Raw genomic sequence first — 18,198 nt, 5'->3', positions numbered from 1 at the left:
GAAATGTATACAGAAAAAGAACAGGAAGAGTATATGAAAATCTGGTTTTCTCTTGCGGAAGAGGCTGGTAGAAATGGATTTACATGGCCGAGTTTGTTAGAGAGTGAAGAATGGAATCAATATATGGCAACTAGTATGTATCGTATGCCAGTACGTACATATACTGCAATTTCTAAAGCGACAGAAGAAATTATGTATGTGTTATATAAAACATATCAATACATTACAAATACACCAGCACAATTTCAAAAACTTGGTTTTCCACCAGAGACGTGGGAAATTGCAAGAATGAAACATACTGGTTTATTTTCATATTTTACAAGGCTTGATTTCATCGTAAATCATGATGATATTAAATTAATTGAAGTAAATTGCGATACTCCGACAGGTTATTTAGAACCATCTGTCGCTAATGAAGTATTGTGTCGATATCACGATGTGAATCATCCGAATCATATTGAAGAACACGTCGTTCAAGCTTGGGAACAAATTAAACATGATTACAAAATAAGTCCTAACGAAACGATTTATTTTACAAGCTACGATTGGCATGATGAAGATCATCAAACCGTTCAGTTTTTAAGAAGTTATTGTTTACAGCAACAAACCGATTATGTAGGAATACAAGATATCGTTGTTGCAGATGATGGAATATACACCCCGGCAGGCGATAAAATTAAATACTTATATCGTTTATATCCAATTGAATATTTAGTTTCAGATACTGATAAAAATGGTAAAAGAATCGGTCTGCAATTTTTAAATCATATCGCACAAGGAAAGGTGCAAATTATTAACCCGCCGGCTGCTTTTGTTATGCAAAATAAAGGTATGCTCGCATTAATTTGGCAACTTTATGAAGATGAAGTTTTCTTTGAAAAAGAAGAGCGAGAGATCATTAAGAAATACTTCCTTCCAACGTATTTCACAAATAAACGATTCTTAGAAAGAAAAGAATCATATGTTTCAAAACCGTTATTTGGTCGCGAAGGCGGCGGAGTATCTATTTATGACAATGATGAACTATTAGCTGAAGATCAAACAGAGTATTATTTTGAACAACGAAAAATATATCAGCAATATGTAGACATGCCTGACTATACAATTGATACGTGGGATGGACCGTATACTGGTAAACTACTTATCGGTTCTCATTGTATTAGCGGAAGAGCCGCTGGACTGTTTTTACGAGTAGGTGAAAGAATAACAGGGAATTTATCGATGTTTACTGGAGTTACGATTGAAGGGTAGCAACATTTGAATTAAAAGGTAATTAACAAAGAGCGCATCATTTGTGATGGGCTCTTTCATATGAGTATAAAGCTTGAATTAAGAGTGCTAGAGTGATCATTGCTTTGATATAACGCTTTCATTTTGTTCCATTTCTAAAATTTTCATACCATCTTCATCTACAATGTTAATAGAATCTCTAAGTTTAGGCACACCGATATACATAACAGGGTTTTTTATCTTTTCCTTTGTTTTTTTCAATACGTAAGACGATAACTGATGTATCTTTTTCGTCTGTAACTTCTTTTACTGTAATTTTATCGTTTTTATACTTTTCTCCAAATGCTAAATATACCATCCTTTTTCCTTCACTAATGCTATCGTTTGAGTAATGAATCATAGTTGGATCTTCCTGTGCCTTTTCATATAAGTTTGAAGGGCCATATCCACCTTCGTTATATCTAGATTTTTCTAACACCCAAAAATCTTCATATTCATTATTAGAAAAAGTACAGCCACTTAAGCTAATAATCCATAATATGAAAAGGGGTAATATAATTTTCTTCATTGTGTGCACCTTCCTTTATTAATTTTAAATAAATACACCATAATTTAACTGTTTCCGATATGATAAAAACGACAGAGGTATAGTAATTGAAATGATTAAGTTAAAAATTAAGAAAAATATGATAATATATGTATGTATTAGTTTAAAGCAAAATGGGGGAACAATCGTGAAAATGAATGACATAGTGGCGAATACACAATTTCCAAATACAATCGAAACAATTACAAATGATTTAAAAGCATTAGGGATAGAAAAGGGAATGACAGTTATTGTACATTCTTCATTAAGTTCAATCGGTTGGATATCAGGCGGTGCAGTTGCTGTAGTAGAAGCGTTAATGAAAGTTGTTACAGAAGAAGGAACGATAATTATGCCGACGCAATCTTCGGATTTATCCGATCCAAAACATTGGTCAAGACCACCTGTACCAGAAGAATGGTGGCAAATTATTCGGGATAACGTCCCAGCATTTGATCCACGTATAACACCAACAAGGGCAATGGGAGAAGTAGTTGAATGTTTTCGTACATATCCGAATGTATTGCGCAGTAATCATCCACTCAGTAGTTTTGCAGCATGGGGGCAACACGCAGAAGAAATTACAGCGAATCATTCACTTTCCATAAGTTTTGGTGAAGAATCGCCATTACGAAAAATATACGATTTAGATGGATACATATTATTACTTGGTGTCGGTTATGACTCTAATACGTCTATACATTTATCTGAGGTACGTACAGGTGCACGCGAGTTAATAAAGGTAGGAGCACCTATTATAGAAGAAGGTGTAAGAGTATGGAAAGAATTCGTTGAAATGGATTACGATTCTGATACGTTTGTAGAAATCGGAGTTGAATATGAGCTTAAAGGAACAGTTACGCGTGGGAAGATAGGGAATGCGACGTGCCGTTTTATGAGGCAGCGTGATGCAGTTGACTTTGGAACAGAGTGGTTTCGTGCGAAAAATCAGTAAGGGATGGTTATTATGCAGGGGAAAAAAGTATTAATTACGAGCGGCGGTTGTCTAGAAAAATGGGATCAAGTACGTGGACATACAAATTTAGCAAAAGGTACGATTGGAAGAATTATTGCAGAAGAGCTAATGAAAAAAGGAGCAAATGTTATATATTTGCATGGCTATTTTGCTGAGAAGCCAATGGATGTAAATAACCAATTAGAATTGCACCCATTTGAGGGAATTATTGATTTACAAGATAAGATGAAAAGTATTATTACACATGAAAAAGTAGATGCAGTTATTATGGCTGCTGCTGGATCAGATTGGGTTGTCGAAAAGATTTGTGATCAAGATGGAAATGTTCTTAATATGAACGGAAAGATTTCAAGTGACATCGCTCCAATTATTCATTTTCAAAAAGCGCCAAAAGTATTAAAACAAATAAAGAGTTGGGATCCAGAAACGATACTCGTTGGCTTTAAGCTTGAAAGTGACGTAAATGAAGCAGAACTTATTGAAAGAGCAAGTAAAAGAATGGAAGATGCCAAAGCAAGTGTAATGGTAGCAAACTCACCGCATTCTTTATATTCTCGCGGCGCTGTGCATCACGTTATTGGACAAGACGGTAATGTGAAGTTATGTAATGGGAAAGATGAAACTGCAAAAGAAATTGTCAATATGTTAGAGCATTTATGTAATCGTATCACTACTATGCAAATTTAAGCTTTTAGAAAGAGATGCAGTCGCATAGTATATAATGGAGTTAATATTAAATTAGTGGGGGAACGTATCCCTCACTAATTATTAAATTGAATCAAATCAATGAAATAGGCCATTAGCTGCTCGTAAATGTGTAATACATGTTATATGCATAATGAACATTTTGTGAGGAGTGGATTGTATGGAACATTTATTGAAGCAAGCTATTAAACTTAGAAATGAAAAGAAATATGCACAGTCTAGAGAGATACTTATAGGATTAACAAATTTTACGAGGGATGCAGAAGTACTATATCAATGCGCTTGGATACATGATGTAATGGGTCTTGAAACGGAGGCGGTTCCGTATTATGAACAGGCAATTGCGAACGGACTTGATGGTGAATCTCTTTGCGGTGCGTATATCGGTCTTGGCAGTACGTATCGTTGTATAGGGGAATATGATAAAGCGATTACTGTATTAGAAGCAGGGATAAAGAAGTTCCCGGAAAATGACGTGATGAAAGTATTTTTATCATTAGCAAAATATAACGTAAACGAACATGAAGAAGCGATGAAATTACTGTTAGAGACAGTCGTGAAAGCAGATGAGGTAAAAGAATTTGAACGTGCTATTTCATTTTATAAAGACCATTTAAATGAGGTTTTTGAATAGAGGAGAGAAGGAATGAATCCATCAATTTCACGAAGGAAAAAAGGCATTTGGATTGGACTCATATCTTTAATTATGTTATCAAACTATTTATTGTATGCCCTTCCAATAGTGCCAGATGCCCCGAAAGAAGTAGTCCTCGGTTCATTATTAGATTTTATGTTTGTAATTCCAGTCATCACATATTTCTTTATTATACGGAAAAGATATTCTTTAACGTATATGTTTCCTATAGTTATAGCTGGATATGTATTCGCAAGATTTATAATTCCTAGTGATTATTTACAAGCTTTTTCATTTGTTTCGTATGTAATAGTTGCTGGAGAAATTGTGTTCGTATGTTTTGAACTGTTTCTTATATATAAAATTATAAGAGTACTTCCTAAAATAATAAAACGATATAAAGAATATAGAAGTGAGTATTCTTCATTTTCTTATGCGATTGATGCAGCGTTTGATGCTAATATGAAGAGAAGTAAGACAGTAAATATCATTCTAACAGAGTGTAAATTACTATATTATGCTTTTTTATCGTGGCGTGAAAAAGTATTAGAAAGTGAATCCACATACTCATATCATAAAAAGACCGGTGCAATAGGTGTTTATATCATGATTATTCATGCAACATTAATTGAAAGTATCGGTTTTCATTATTTACTTCATCAATGGAATCCAGTAATAGCTTGGGTTTTACTCATCTTAAACATATATGTGATGTTTTATTTTTTAGCTGAAATACAAGCGATGCGTAAAAATCCAATTATCGTTGCGGAAGAAAAAGTAATTATTCAAATTGGATTAGGAAAGAAAATCGTTATACCATTTACACAAATTCATAACATTGCGTTTTATAAAGGTGGACCTTTAAAGAAAGAAGAAGAGAAAGAGGTTCTTGACGCAACTGTTATGGAATTTATAAAGGAACCTCCAACTTTTGAAATAACGTTAAAAGAGCCAATTAAAGCGCAGTTGCTATATGGATTTTCTAAAACAGTAAGTCGTGTTCACTTGAATGTAGATGATGAACGGAATTTTTATGATGTAGTTAAGACAAAGTTAAAACATGAGTAAAGCTCCTAAATATCATCGTGCGTTTGGTGTATACGGCATTTGTATCGAAAATAATAGCATATTAGTAATCGATAAAATTAAAGGGCCATACAAAAACCGATATGATTTACCTGGTGGTAGTTTAGAAGATGGGGAATCATTATTATCCGGACTTCATAGAGAAATTGAAGAAGAGACTGGGCTGAAAGTGAAAGTAGTAAAACAAATAGGTACAATTGACTTTCAATTTCCATCAAAATTTAAGGAGTACACACATGTACATCATATCGCAGTTTTATACGGCGTTGAAAAATGCGATGGTGAATTCATTGTACCTAAACAATTTGAAGGACAGGATTCATTAGGAGCGAGTTGGGTTCCTATAGTAAATATTTCAGAAGAAAACTCATCTCCACTTGTGTGTAGAGCTGTGGAGTGGTTAAAAACGAATGAGCTTCCGTTAGAAGTTAAAAAATATGAATCATGGTTAGTGAAAAGCTCCTTCTAGATAAGAAGGAGCTTTTTTATGAATGGAAATTATATTGTTGTTTTGACAAACTTAACAAAATAAGCAACATAATAATTTTTAATTACTTATAATAAGGGGATGCAATTAAAAGTAGAACTGAATCATACAAGGGGAAACAGAGAACATGAATAGATTACGAACATTAGGAATTTAGATTATAGAAAAGGAAATCTGATATGCTTCTACAACAGTTGCTCACACTTGTTCATTACTAGAAAAGCAAGCGCGAAATATAGTTTTATTTCATAAAGTACAGTATCCTTTTACAATGACTGTGAACGATGTAAAACTAACAATCTTTAGAGGAAGTTATACAGTTGCGTGTTATAGGGAAGATCGTCCGTATAATTTCTAAAATGCATAAAATATATAAAATTTCATAGAAATAATTTAAGAATAATTGAATTTATCCGCAGAATCTAATTTTATGTGTTCCACACTGACCTTTGACCACATTCATACTTTTGTAATGTTTGTCGTTGGCCTCACCAAGCCCCTATTCACGGTCATTACATCTGTCAACGCTATTTTTATCAACATGCTCAGAGTGGGATATAAAAAACTTTCTTTGAACTAAAGTATAAGGGAGCAGACATTGACGGAATCATCATACATTTAACGAGAAGCTAAAACTATGATTAGCTTTCGTTCCTTAGACCCACTAACTATGATTCTTACACTGTTTTAAATTGAGAAGATAGCTTGCATGCACCTTCCTGGATTTTGTAGTTTATCTTCTCCAAAAGTAAATTATACAACTATTTAGGTGGCCCGGTAGTTTTCTTTCATTTCTATTTGTGCTGGCAAGGCTGGAATGGAGGTTTATATGAAAGTAGTAATTCTCGCGGGGGGTTTTGGTACTCGCATAAGTGAAGAATCGCATTTACGACCTAAGCCGATGATAGAGATTGGCGATGCACCGATTTTATGGCATATTATGAAGATTTACTCTCATTATGGCTTCAATGAATTCATAATTTGTTGCGGTTACAAGGGACATATGATTAAAGAATACTTTGCCAACTATTACATACACCACAGCGATATGACATTTGACTTTACAGCCGAGAACAAGATGATTGTACATGCAAACGTTGCGGAGCCGTGGAAAGTTACCGTTGTTGATACGGGGTTACACACACAGACTGGTGGACGTATTAAGCGCATCGCGCCCTATATCGGCAATGAGCGATTTATGATGACTTACGGCGACGGAGTCAGTGACATTAATTTGACAAAACTCGTGCAGACGCACGAAAATTCAGGAAAGATTGTCACATTATCCGCGATTCAACCAAGTGGACGGTTTGGCATTCTTAACATCAACGACCGTGACGGGACAATAACTGGGTTTCATGAAAAGGCGCAAGAAGACGGTGTTTGGATAAACGCAGGGTTCATGGTGATGGAACCTGAAGTCTTTGATTATATAGATGGAGATTCAACGATTTTTGAGCGTAGCCCACTTGAGCGCTTGAGCGCGGATGGCAAGCTTGGTGTATATAAGCATAACAAATTCTGGTCCTGCATGGATACGGCTCGGGATAAAGGGGTACTTGAAGCGGATTGGGCGAGTGGCAAGGCAAAGTGGAAAGTGTGGGTGGATTAAAGCATCAATCTTTTCGGTGATAGTGCGGAGATAGTATAAAGTACCGTATATGTAATTATGAACTGGTGGCTGTCCGTCCCCAAAAAATGTCACACTGGTGCCAAAGGGACTGCGGAATCGTCACTTATATACAGCGTAACTAGTATAGAGGAATATAGCGTTTCAATATTTCACTTGACTATTATTTTGAAGACAAGGAATACCGAGAATTGCTGAAGACAATGCTCGGTATTCAGAATGATTATATATTTGTGTGCTGTGAACATGGGAATAGCTATTATGACACCATATTGTATGTGGGATAGGAGGAGGAGAAAATGCGTATTGCCGTATTTGGACTTGGATTTGTCGGGCTGACCACTGCGCTGGGTTTTGCAGACAAAGGTTTTTCTGTGTACGGATATGACATTGACAAAGAGCACTGTGCAGAGATATCCCGCGGAAAAATCCCGTTTTTCGAGCCGGGATTGGATTCCGCGCTCGCGCGGAATCTTGGAAAAACATTCAACTTAGTGAACAGTGCAATAGATGCAGTGTATAAGAGCGACATCTGTTTTTTCTGCGTTGGAACGCCGAGTCTAGCTGACGGTAGTGCGGATTTGGAACATTTGCTCTTTGCAATTGACAGAGTTCTTGAAACAGTTTCCCAAGCCTGTGTGCTTGTCGTAAAATCCACGATTCCACCGGGAACGCTTAGCGAACGAGTTACGCCGTATGTCCGTGCGAAGGGGGCAAACAATCCAGTTGTGGTAAACCCGGAGTTTTTGCGTGAGGGTAGGTGTTGGGATGATTTTATGAACGCTGACAGAATTGTCTGTGGTGTGACAGACGATATGGCAAAGAATGTGCTCACAGAGCTCTATATGCCGTTTGGCGCACCGCTTCATTTTGTAGAGCCTAACACGGCAGAGTTTATTAAATATTTATCAAACTCCTTACTTGCAACGCTAATCAGTTACTCGAATGAGATGGCTCTACTCGCAGATGCAGTTGGCGGTATCGAAACGGCAAGGGCGTTTCGCATTCTGTATGAGGACAGCCGGTTTGCTGGTGCAGAAATCAGTACCTACATATATCCAGGCTGTGGTTACGGTGGGTATTGCCTTCCAAAAGACACAGCTGCCCTTGACGCTGTAGCATTAAGCCGGGGATTCACGCCGCGAATACTGGAAGGTGTAATTTCTCTTAATAATGAAATGCCGAACTTGACTGCTCGGAAAATTGCCCGTACGGCAGGCAAGAAAACTGAGAAAATCGGTATACTCGGTCTGTCGTTTAAACCAGGAACTGATGACGTTCGTGATAGCCCAGCGGTGAAGATCATCAGAGCGTTGATACGCGACGGTTATGTTAATATCTATACCTATGATCCACTTGCCATGCGGGAATTTCAAAACACGTACAGACTTTCCATTACTTATTGCAAGTCGGCGCACGAGGTGTGCCAATCTTGCGGCACGGTCGCGCTTGTAACTGCTTGGGAAGAATTTAAAGGAATTGATAAGACCTTTTCGGATACACGCTTCGTCGATTGCAGATATTTCTTAGAAAATTGAGTGTTAATTGGACTGGAGTGGCAAAACATTTGGTATAGATAAGGAATGGTGAACAATATGCCGGATAACAGAATTCTACTAGATGATTTACGGCGTATCATGGATGGATTAACAGAGTACGAGCGCAGCGCTTTGAAAGGAAGGAAAATATTAATAACAGGCTTTGCTGGCTCTCTTGGATTTATGCTGGTACAGTTTTTTGCCCAATATGGGCAAAGCCTTGGTGTGAAACGCATATACGTGCTTGATAATTATATTTTCAGAAAGCCCAATTGGATTCATGCAATAGAAAGCTACCCCCTGTTTACGGTGCACGAGGGCGACGTCACTCGAGAGGATTTTTCGTTTGCCGGCGACGCGGACCTTATTTTTCATATGGCGTCGCTGGCATCTCCCGTATACTACAGATTGCATCCAATCGAAACGATGGATGCCGATGTTGTCGGGCTTCGGCGCCTGCTTGACTTTTATAGTGGCAGAGGCATTTTCAATTTATTGTTTTACTCCACTAGCGAGATTTATGGCGATCCTGAACCTAAAATGGTGCCAACGCCAGAAAGCTATTGGGGCAACGTTAACAGCTCCGGCCCGCGCTCCTGCTATGATGAATCAAAGCGGTACGCCGAAACGCTCTGTTATAATTTTCATTATCAGAAAGGCTTCCCAGTGACGGTGTTACGCCCGTTCAATAGCTTCGGCCCCGGACTGCGTACAAATGATAAACGTGCCCCAGCGGATTTTGCGATGAATATTTTGCAAAATAAACCGATTGTCTTGTACAGCGACGGTAAAGCGACTCGTACCTTCTGTTATGCTTCGGATACCACACTCGCGTCACTGAAATGTGCGTTGTATGCGCGATACGATATCTTCAATATCGGTAACGACACGGAAGAAATGACAATTCTGGAATTAGCGGAGATATATCGTTCCGTTGGGAATTGTATCTTTGGATATAACGGGAGAATCATATTTAGTGAGCATACAGACAAACATTACAATACCGACAGCCCACAGCGCCGCTGTCCGGATTTGAGCAAAATAAAAACAGTACTGGATTACACGCCATCAGTGGATACCCGTACGGGGGTAGAACGGTATTTGAGGTATTTAGAGATGAACGGAAATAATGAAAAAGGTATCATAAAAGAGGTGTAAATATGCGGATATCTGGGCAGAGGCCGCTTGTAAGTTTTATCGTAAGTGTATACAATTTAGAGCGTTATATTGGCGCGTGTTTGGACAGCATCATTATTCAGCCCTTTGATGATTATGAAATCGTTTTGGTCAATAACAACTCTACTGACAGGAGCGATGCTATTTGCAGAGAGTACGCAGTACATAATAAACAGATACGATATTACGCGCTAACTGGTGAGCCGCTTTTTGGCAAGGCGGTTATATACGGAACAAAGAAAGCACGGGGGCAATACATACATTATGTAGATGGCGACGATATGTTGGCCCCGGGCGCATATGAGGAAATCGTAAAAATTTTACGAAACAGTGCTCCAGATGTGCTTTTCGGACGATTCAGTACGGTTTTAGAGGATAATGTCATCAATTTTACTGATACAATTTATCAAACTAATCGTATTAACGGTCAAAGTAAAGATCAAGTTCTTAAATACTTAACTGAAGCTCAGCCGTTTAATGTAGCAACGTGGCGACTGATTTTTTCACGAAAATTACGGGAGCATTATAATGTGCCCATAAAACGTTTAAAGACGCCATCAAATATTTATCATGATGTCTATATATCTGTCCGTACTTTGCTATCGGCACAATCGGTACACTACGTTGACACGTTGGTTTACTTGTACCGTGTGCATTCATCATCAATTACAAGGATAACTCCATCCAAGGCTATTTCGGAGTGCTTCAAGCTTTTGCTCTCCTTGTCGTTGTTGATGCGCCGTGTGGCAAAAACGGAACAAGAGCGCGGTTTTGTCCACGTCTATATGGAACAATTTCGCTACCAACTCATTGCTGCGTTATGCACCATGAGTAATGAACAAATAAGCGAAAGCGCTGCCGAGATAGATAAATACTTGAACCGAAAAGATTTGAAAGATACGATCACACCCTCAGAAAGGAACGGTTGTTCTGAAATTAGTACTCTGTTATCAGAGGAGGCTACGGTGGGTCTTGCCCGTTTGCAGGTACAATACCGTAGCATAATCGAGCAAATAGCCAGGAAAGTTTTAGCTAAGGGGGGCAATATATATATTGCTCCAACCGGCCATATTGGTTTATATTTAAAAACTGCTTTTGAGGCAAGTGGCCTTTCTTTTTCTGGTTTTTTTGATAACGATGTACAAAAAAATGGAATGTTAGCTGATGGAGTTCCTGTTTGCCTCCCTACCGCTGTAACGAAGATAGTTGACGATAAGCCAATAACAATCTTGATTGTATCTGGATACCAAAATGTGAGGGAAGAACTTCGGAGACAGTTTATAGGGCTTGGTATTGACGAAAGCGATTTGCTTTTCGTTGAATTTTAACATCTGGAGAGGTGTCTATGCCATTTATTAGCGTTATATTGCTTACATACAACCGTGAGCAGTATCTGCCAGTCATGCTGGAATCCTTGCAGAATCAGACATTCAGTGATTATGAGCTGATTCTAGTCAACAATGGTTCAACCGATGGTACAGCGGAACTCTGTACTGGTTACGCGGAAGTGGATGCGCGGGTGAAATTATTAACAATTTCGAAAAACATCGGAGCATCGTATGGACGTAACAGCGTTCTTGCTGCCGCTACGGGCGAATATGTTGTATTTGTGGATGACGACGACCGATGCGAGCCATCGATGCTCTCGTTTCTCGCCGACCTTGTACGTGAAGAAAATGCCGATATTGCGATGTGCGGTAGCTATAATGATTTCGGGGATAGGCTAGAGCCATACTTTGTTTGCAATGGGAGGTTCGTTTTTGACCGATTGCAGGGATTACGAGAGCTATTAAAACGTCAGCTTTACAACGCCGCGCCGCCGACCAAGATTTTTCGGCGCGGTTTGTGGATGGGACTTTCATTTCCGGATAATGTACTGGTGGATGACATTCACGTTATCTACAAAGTATTTGAGCGGGCGGGGCGAATAGCTGTATGGAATATCGCGATGTATTATTTCAGGAAGCACTCGTCCAACATGACGGCGTTTATACACAACAAGCAGATGACTCCAGAGTTACTCGATGAGTATTTGGTGATGTATCAAACGAGGGCTAAATACCTATCAAAACGCGCACCGGAAATTGCTGAAGATATTGAAAAATCTTTGTTCGCTTTTATGCAAAGTATGTGTGAGAACATCACATCAAACCGCTTTAAGGGCTTTGAAAGGCAACTAGAATATATGACGAATTACCTAGCTCATAAGAGGCAGTAATATAATGAGGTCGCCAGAAGATATGCGAATCATCCGAATTAATATAGCCAGCGCCTGCACGCTGGCCGCTTTAAATTGCACACGCTTTTTCGGGAACTACAAGAAGTCCTTCTTTATGGACAAAGAAACATTCTGTATAAATGCACATAATCTATAATAACTGGGAAAAACCCCCATGAATTCATGAAAAATATTTTTATATGATTAGGGGATGATGTTGCTTGAAAAAATGTATTTTCTACACATATGCATATAATGCGGAAAAAACGATGGCGCGTGCGATTGAAAGTGTTATTGCCCAAACTGAGCAGAATTGGGTGTGGTATTTATTGGATAATGCTGCGACAGATGGAACAGGAGAAATCATAAAACAATATGCTTCCAAAGATTCGCGTATTATTGCGCTTAGAAACAAGCAGAATCATGTTCATGAAAGAGAGCACAGCTGGACAGAAATTATTGAGAATTACGATGGAAGTGATTATTTCTGTTTTCTCGATGCAGACGATGAATATAAACCGAACTTCTTGAAGAGCATGGTGCAATTTATATCGAATTACGATCTCGATGTTGCCGCTTGTGGACATGATTTTATCGATGAAACAAGCAAGGATCTAATTGCTATTCGCAGATTGGGTCAAAACCTCATATTAGATACACCAGAAATGTTTAACACATATTTTTCGGATTATCATCAGTTTATGAGGACAGTATGGTGCAAACTTTACAAAGTATCGGTTTTACGAAAATTTGATTTTTCACGTATGCCAGATATGCACTACGGTGCAGATACACTGTTTGCAATTGAAAACTTTCGTAATGCCAGACGTGTAGGTATCCTAGCAGACTCGTTACATAAATACTATATGAATCTACAATCTTCTTCGCATCAGTTGGATGCTACTCGTATTACTTGCGACCGTATACTTGACGATACAGCACGTGCATTTCTGATTGATAAGTGCGGATTCATCAGCCCACAGAACAACCAATTTATTCATGCTGTCTACTATAACGGAATAAACGACACGATAACCGTTATACTTCAAGAAACCTTGACGAGCTATGCAAAACTACAAAGTCTGTATGATGTATTAACCCACAAAAAAACGAAAGAATTATTCCAACAAATCGATATTTCTGATGAAGAGCTGGATTTAAAGCTGCGTACGCCAGTTATAAACTGGCTTCTTGCACAAAAAAAATATCGAGCCTACAAAAGCGCTGAAATGACTGTTGAAATACTTGTGACCATATATCCACACTTATCTCAATTTATTAAAAAAGAAACGCTGAAGTATTTACTATTGAAAATTCCTGATATAATCCCATATGTTCTACGAAAAGATTACAATAGCATTATTGAGCGTTTTCAGTCTTGGTATAAAACTTGTAATGTAGACGATCCTTCGTTAACTGAAATGGAAATTATTGCTTATCAAGCCGTAAATAAGCCGGATGACCAGCTACTTTTGCTTTTTTTAGATATCAAAAAGAAGCGACCTTTGTCGTTAAAAAAATTGAATATTAACTCGCAAATTGCTAATCTACTCACAAAGTATCCGTTGCTCCAAAATATCAATGCCGACTTAGTAGCTATTTTTCCGCATACGGTTCGTTGGATAATGAAGGGAGATCTTACCCGTGCGTTTGATGAGTATATTTCTACTTCACAGAGCACTGAAATACATGACGCTGACGCCGAAGCTTATATTTTGCTAGGTCAAAACTTGTCAGCTGCTGTAGAAAATGTCTGAGGCATTTGTATTTCAAAAAACATAGATATCCTATTTTCCAAAGAAATAGCAGTGAATCAAAATACAAATGAGTAGGGGTACCGAAATAGTACCTCTTTTGTTGTTTCAAAAGTTCCTTTAATATGATGTTATGTCAATCTTAGATGTATTCGATAAAATAAAAGGAGTTTCATTCTTTGAATGAGGATCTAATACATATAAGGGGATAAATGAATTAATTATGGTGTTTTTTGGTTTTTCTCTTATTGTACATGCATTCTTTTACCCTTGATTATTATTATGTAGAGAGATGTAAAAACATGTAATACGAGGTGAGTATTTTGAAGCGATTTGACAAACACAAATGTCATTTCCCATGTGCTTTTCCGCCTCTTGTTGTAGGTCCAACCGGTCCAACCGGCCCATGTTGCACAGGCCCAACCGGCCCAGCTGGACCAACGGGGCCAACTGGGCCAACAGGAGATCCTGGACCAACGGGACCGACAGGACCAACGGGATCAACCGGACCGACAGGACCAACAGGAGCGACGGGACCAACGGGACCAACGGGACCAACGGGACCAACAGGATCGACGGGGCCAACGGGATCAACCGGACCGACAGGACCAACGGGATCAACCGGACCGACAGGACCAACAGGACCAACCGGACCAACGGGATCAACCGGACCGACAGGCCCAACAGGAACGACCGGACCAACCGGACCGACAGGACCAACGGGACCAACAGGATCGACGGGGCCAACGGGACCAACCGCACCAGCCGGATCAACCGGCCCAACCGGCCCAACGGGACCAACCGGAGTAGTTGCAGCTATTTTACAACCATTCGCAAATAGTAGTATTAATACGCAAACAATTGCTAGTGGGGGTCTTGTAGTACTTCCTACGGCCCCTGGGCCAAATATACAGGTTGTCGGAATAACTTATAATAACGTAGATACCTTTACAATAGTTACACCTGGTCTTTATTATCTTAGTGCCCAATTAAACTTTAATGTAGGCACAGCACCAAATTCTAATTTTGCAATTGCAATTAATGGTGTTCCTATTGTACCAGCTTCAAATGCAAATGGTGCAGGTATGATTACAATATCACAGGTAGCTAATTATGCTGCTGGCACTACAATAAGCATTTTTAATAATTCACCAACTTCAGTAACTATAGAAAATGGTGTAAATACAACTGGAGCAATACAAACTTTTAGTGCAGGTAGTTTCGCTCTGTTTAGATTTGCTGACGGACCAATATAATGAATGAAACGAAAGAATTCGCTTTCCTCAAGGGAGTGGAGATCCGTGAATATGAAGCGTTAGAAATTAATACGTTTGTTTTATTAGGATATCCGCATTTAGAAGAAGCGTATGAAGTAGCAGAATTATTATTTCCATTATTGAAAGACGAAAAGGAACAAGAAAATAAAATTGTTGGTGAAATGATTGCGGATGCATATGCATTAAAAAAATAGTGAGAAATAAAGTGAAATTTTAATCCTTTGGGTGAATTGTCCCAAAGGATTATTGGTTGAACCAATCGGGCATTTACAGGCAGTTTCACCAATGTTTTGCTTCATTTTGTTTACTGCCTGTTAATACGGGATAAAAAACCCGCAAGTATTTCACTTGCGGGTTTTCATCGTAAACTATTAGAAAATATGGTAAAATTAAATAGTAACTTAAGGTACGGTTGGTTGTTCAATTATCACTTCTCCGAGTAGGAGGGGGGTGATAATAAGTGAGTGAAATTTCGTTGTTATTGCAAGGTGGACTGTTTCTCATTGCATTGTTAACGTTTATTGTCGTCTTAATTGACAAGCTCAAAAAATAACAACCCACCTATGCCTATAGAATGTGGGTTGTTGTGTTTGTACGAAACAAATAGGATAAATGAACAATCCAATCTGCTAAGTTACGTGGACTAGTGTGTAGCCGCACACTAGTCTTTTTTATTTATATACAGGTTTCAATTGTTTTATGTGATTGTATTGTTCTTTTCATACTCATTATAACACAGTGTCTTTTCATGAAGAAAGGAGACCGTATGTTCTGGTTTCAATTAAATAGAACGTGTAGTTTCTTTAAATAGCCCATCCATATACTGTTTTAAACTTTCCACAAAAAATCCTTTTTTGTCTACATTATTTACGCCGACAATTGGTGATGGAAGATTGTATCTTTTTTCTGATAAATGAACAACAACATCAAAAATATCAAATAGGCGAATGAAGCAGAATAGACCGTCTTTATCACTAAGTAAAATAAAGTAATGGTTTTCGCTCGTTGTATTTAATGTATTCCATAAAGAGCTTTTGCTTAAGTCACGAACGATACTCTTTTCCTTTAATTCCATGAAATCGGCATTTAATAGAATGGTAGAAATATCAATCGCATCTGGATCGTCAAAGTAGCCATCAATTGTTTGTACAGCAAAAGTATAAGCCATTTTTAATACACTCATTTTATATTTACGGTTATCTAAAAGCAATTCACGTTGAATAGAACTAGCTACTTTTGTTACGCGCTCTTCTTTCCAAATTTCATTATGTAATGAAATATCGTGCTTTTTACATAGTTTCATAATTAATGCATTGGAATAAAGTATCTCATCACTTACTTCGACTACATCTGTCTCAGCGGCTGCTAGCTCCTCACCATGCTCATTCGTATAGAGAGGGGAATCGATTTGTTTTTTCATTTGCTCAATCTTATATTGACTTAATTTATGTCTAATTAAAGGACGATCAATATTTGTTGTCATATGTTCATGACATGAATCACAAATTGAGTTTATGAAATAATATCCACATAATATCTCTGGAATGACATATTGTTCACTAAGTTCTTTCGTATCTTTTCTGCAAATGATGCATTGTGTCATATTTATCACCTTTACCTGCAAATTTGTCTGTAATCTCATTGTAGTGTATTTAATGGGATTTTGGAATATTGTAAAGGAAAATATTATGTGAAATCTAAGTTTAATTTGGTACAATGAAGAGAAGTGCTAGTTTAAAGGAGGACGTTTTTTTGAAATCGAAAGTGCACTTTTGGACATTAGAAGTGCTGATGGTTGTAGGAATTATATTTATTTGCACAAAAATATCGTTTCTATTTCAACCGATTGGTATCTTCATATCAACATTATTTTTCCCAATTTTAATCGCGCTATTTTTATACTTCATATTTAACCCTGTGTTAGTCTTTTTGGAGAATAAAAAAGTACCTAGAGGTTTAGCAATCTTACTACTGTACCTTTTTATCATTACATTAACTGGAGTTGCTATTGGAGTAGTCGTTCCAACCATCTCACAACAGTTAATGGATTTAGTAAAAAATATGCCGACTTACATAAAAGAGGGAAAAGTATACATACAAGATCTATCCCATCATAGATTATTTGAATGGCTATCTACACAAAACTACGTTTCCATTGAGACAATTGAGAAAAATGCAATTGAATACTTAAAGGAAATACCAAACACACTTACGTCGAGTGCAACGGCTTTATTTGGTATTATCACGAACGTGGCGTTAGTTATCTTTACAGTACCGTTCATTTTATTTTATATGTTTAAAGATGGACATGCATTTCCAGGAAAAGCTGTTAGTGTATTACCAGAGTCTTACCGTGAAGAAGGACTTCGTATCATAAAGGAAACGAACGAAACATTATCTGCATATATTCAAGGTCAAGCGCTAGTTTGTATGTTTATTGGTGCCTTTACATTTACTGGTTATTTAATCATCGGTTTACCGTATGCTTTCGTTTTAGGAATTATCGCAGCATTTACAAATATAATTCCGAACTTAGGTCCATTTATCGGAGCAGCACCAGCTGTCATTATAGGTCTGTTCGTATCTCCGATGCAAGCTCTGTACGTAATTATTATAGTAACAATCGTACAACAGTTTGAAAGTAACATCATTTCACCGCGTATTATGAGTTCAAAATTAAACATCCATCCGTTGACAATTATCATCCTTATTTTAGGGGTAGGTAATTTCGCGGGAATTATCGGAATGATTTTAGCAGTACCAGCTTATGCGGTAACAAAAACAGTTGTTTCGAACTTAGTGAGATTGTTTAAGACGAAACGAAGTAAACGGAAATAGAATATGTTGAGAAAGATACACCGCTTAATAAAAAGGGGTGTATCTTTTATTTTTTAGTGTATG

Annotated in this window: 16 protein-coding genes and 2 pseudogenes; 16 read left to right on the top strand and 2 right to left on the bottom strand. The window is 37.8% G+C overall.

The window, feature by feature from the left end; all coding sequences use genetic code 11:
- The first annotated feature begins 3 nt into the window (after positions 1-3).
- On the top strand, positions 4-1,251 hold the full coding sequence (locus MR155_RS09910) for a glutathionylspermidine synthase family protein (protein WP_242309501.1): 1,248 nt from the start codon (positions 4-6) through the stop codon (positions 1,249-1,251).
- A gap of 96 nt (positions 1,252-1,347) precedes the next feature.
- Here MR155_RS09910 and MR155_RS09905 read toward each other — a convergent pair.
- A pseudogene (locus MR155_RS09905) lies at positions 1,348-1,798 on the bottom strand (hypothetical protein).
- Positions 1,799-1,970: 172 nt separating this feature from the next.
- Here MR155_RS09905 and MR155_RS09900 point away from each other — a divergent pair.
- The 14 genes and pseudogenes from MR155_RS09900 (at position 1,971) to MR155_RS09830 (ending at position 15,850) form a co-directional block, all read left to right on the top strand.
- Positions 1,971-2,771: an AAC(3) family N-acetyltransferase gene (locus MR155_RS09900; RefSeq protein ID WP_125930143.1), complete on the top strand. Its 801-nt coding sequence runs from the start codon at positions 1,971-1,973 to the stop codon at positions 2,769-2,771.
- Between the two features lie 12 nt (positions 2,772-2,783).
- Entirely contained in the window at positions 2,784-3,479 is a 696-nt protein-coding gene (locus MR155_RS09895; protein WP_242309499.1) for a phosphopantothenoylcysteine decarboxylase domain-containing protein, read from the top strand.
- 178 nt (positions 3,480-3,657) lie between these two features.
- Positions 3,658-4,131 (top strand): tetratricopeptide repeat protein, encoded by a 474-nt coding sequence (locus MR155_RS09890; RefSeq protein ID WP_242309497.1) that lies wholly within the window; start codon positions 3,658-3,660, stop codon positions 4,129-4,131.
- Between the two features lie 12 nt (positions 4,132-4,143).
- Positions 4,144-5,199, top strand: coding sequence for a hypothetical protein (locus MR155_RS09885; RefSeq protein ID WP_242309495.1), 1,056 nt, complete (start codon positions 4,144-4,146; stop codon positions 5,197-5,199).
- Positions 5,192-5,686, top strand: a complete 495-nt coding sequence (locus MR155_RS09880) for an NUDIX hydrolase (RefSeq protein WP_242309493.1) — start codon at positions 5,192-5,194, stop codon at positions 5,684-5,686. The genes MR155_RS09885 and MR155_RS09880 overlap by 8 nt, the downstream gene beginning before the upstream one ends.
- A gap of 847 nt (positions 5,687-6,533) precedes the next feature.
- Entirely contained in the window at positions 6,534-7,316 is a 783-nt protein-coding gene (gene rfbF, locus MR155_RS09870; protein WP_219302745.1) for a glucose-1-phosphate cytidylyltransferase, read from the top strand.
- Positions 7,317-7,633: 317 nt separating this feature from the next.
- Positions 7,634-8,872 carry a UDP-glucose dehydrogenase family protein gene (locus MR155_RS09865; RefSeq protein ID WP_242309492.1) on the top strand — a complete coding sequence of 413 codons (1,239 nt, stop codon included), beginning with the start codon at positions 7,634-7,636 and terminating at the stop codon, positions 8,870-8,872.
- A gap of 99 nt (positions 8,873-8,971) precedes the next feature.
- Positions 8,972-10,030 (top strand): NAD-dependent epimerase/dehydratase family protein, encoded by a 1,059-nt coding sequence (locus MR155_RS09860; protein WP_242309490.1) that lies wholly within the window; start codon positions 8,972-8,974, stop codon positions 10,028-10,030.
- Positions 10,031-10,032: 2 nt separating this feature from the next.
- Positions 10,033-11,376, top strand: a complete 1,344-nt coding sequence (locus MR155_RS09855) for a glycosyltransferase family 2 protein (protein ID WP_242309487.1) — start codon at positions 10,033-10,035, stop codon at positions 11,374-11,376.
- 17 nt (positions 11,377-11,393) lie between these two features.
- Complete coding sequence (locus MR155_RS09850; RefSeq protein ID WP_242309486.1) at positions 11,394-12,266, top strand: glycosyltransferase family 2 protein; 873 nt, start codon at positions 11,394-11,396, stop codon at positions 12,264-12,266.
- Between the two features lie 221 nt (positions 12,267-12,487).
- Positions 12,488-14,023: a glycosyltransferase family 2 protein gene (locus MR155_RS09845; RefSeq protein ID WP_242309483.1), complete on the top strand. Its 1,536-nt coding sequence runs from the start codon at positions 12,488-12,490 to the stop codon at positions 14,021-14,023.
- 320 nt (positions 14,024-14,343) lie between these two features.
- A complete protein-coding gene (locus tag MR155_RS09840) occupies positions 14,344-15,276 on the top strand; it encodes a collagen-like protein (RefSeq protein WP_242309481.1) in 933 nt (310 codons plus the stop codon).
- A 41-nt stretch (positions 15,277-15,317) separates the two neighbouring features.
- Positions 15,318-15,491 (top strand): annotated as a pseudogene (locus MR155_RS09835) (alkanesulfonate monooxygenase); the annotation flags it as partial.
- Positions 15,492-15,757: 266 nt separating this feature from the next.
- Entirely contained in the window at positions 15,758-15,850 is a 93-nt protein-coding gene (locus tag MR155_RS09830; RefSeq protein WP_087942988.1) for a putative holin-like toxin, read from the top strand.
- Positions 15,851-16,078: 228 nt separating this feature from the next.
- Here MR155_RS09830 and MR155_RS09825 read toward each other — a convergent pair whose 3' ends face one another.
- Positions 16,079-16,900: an HNH endonuclease gene (locus tag MR155_RS09825; protein ID WP_000189680.1), complete on the bottom strand. Its 822-nt coding sequence runs from the start codon at positions 16,898-16,900 to the stop codon at positions 16,079-16,081.
- Between the two features lie 149 nt (positions 16,901-17,049).
- Between MR155_RS09825 and MR155_RS09820 the strand changes: the two genes are divergently transcribed.
- Entirely contained in the window at positions 17,050-18,135 is a 1,086-nt protein-coding gene (locus tag MR155_RS09820) for an AI-2E family transporter (RefSeq protein WP_002136851.1), read from the top strand.
- Positions 18,136-18,198 lie beyond the last annotated feature (63 nt).

Source organism: Bacillus cereus group sp. BfR-BA-01331 (assembly GCF_022663915.1).
GTDB lineage: Bacteria > Bacillota > Bacilli > Bacillales > Bacillaceae_G > Bacillus_A > Bacillus_A mycoides.
Note: the sequence above shows the minus strand (reverse complement) of the source record. Positions and strands in the feature narration are given on the sequence as shown.

Excerpts from the sequence above, each read along its gene's own strand:
- MR155_RS09860 (WP_242309490.1), top strand. The coding sequence starts at position 8,972 with ATGGATGGATTAACAGAGTACGAGCGCAGCGCTTTGAAAGGAAGGAAA.
- MR155_RS09890 (WP_242309497.1), top strand. The coding sequence starts at position 3,658 with ATGGAACATTTATTGAAGCAAGCTATTAAACTTAGAAATGAAAAGAAA.
- MR155_RS09855 (WP_242309487.1), top strand. The coding sequence starts at position 10,033 with ATGCGGATATCTGGGCAGAGGCCGCTTGTAAGTTTTATCGTAAGTGTA.
- MR155_RS09880 (WP_242309493.1), top strand. The coding sequence starts at position 5,192 with ATGAGTAAAGCTCCTAAATATCATCGTGCGTTTGGTGTATACGGCATT.
- MR155_RS09825 (WP_000189680.1), bottom strand. The coding sequence starts at position 16,900 with ATGACACAATGCATCATTTGCAGAAAAGATACGAAAGAACTTAGTGAA.
- MR155_RS09850 (WP_242309486.1), top strand. The coding sequence starts at position 11,394 with ATGCCATTTATTAGCGTTATATTGCTTACATACAACCGTGAGCAGTAT.
- MR155_RS09900 (WP_125930143.1), top strand. The coding sequence starts at position 1,971 with ATGAATGACATAGTGGCGAATACACAATTTCCAAATACAATCGAAACA.
- MR155_RS09885 (WP_242309495.1), top strand. The coding sequence starts at position 4,144 with ATGAATCCATCAATTTCACGAAGGAAAAAAGGCATTTGGATTGGACTC.
- MR155_RS09895 (WP_242309499.1), top strand. The coding sequence starts at position 2,784 with ATGCAGGGGAAAAAAGTATTAATTACGAGCGGCGGTTGTCTAGAAAAA.
- rfbF (WP_219302745.1), top strand. The coding sequence starts at position 6,534 with ATGAAAGTAGTAATTCTCGCGGGGGGTTTTGGTACTCGCATAAGTGAA.
- MR155_RS09910 (WP_242309501.1), top strand. The coding sequence starts at position 4 with ATGTATACAGAAAAAGAACAGGAAGAGTATATGAAAATCTGGTTTTCT.
- MR155_RS09865 (WP_242309492.1), top strand. The coding sequence starts at position 7,634 with ATGCGTATTGCCGTATTTGGACTTGGATTTGTCGGGCTGACCACTGCG.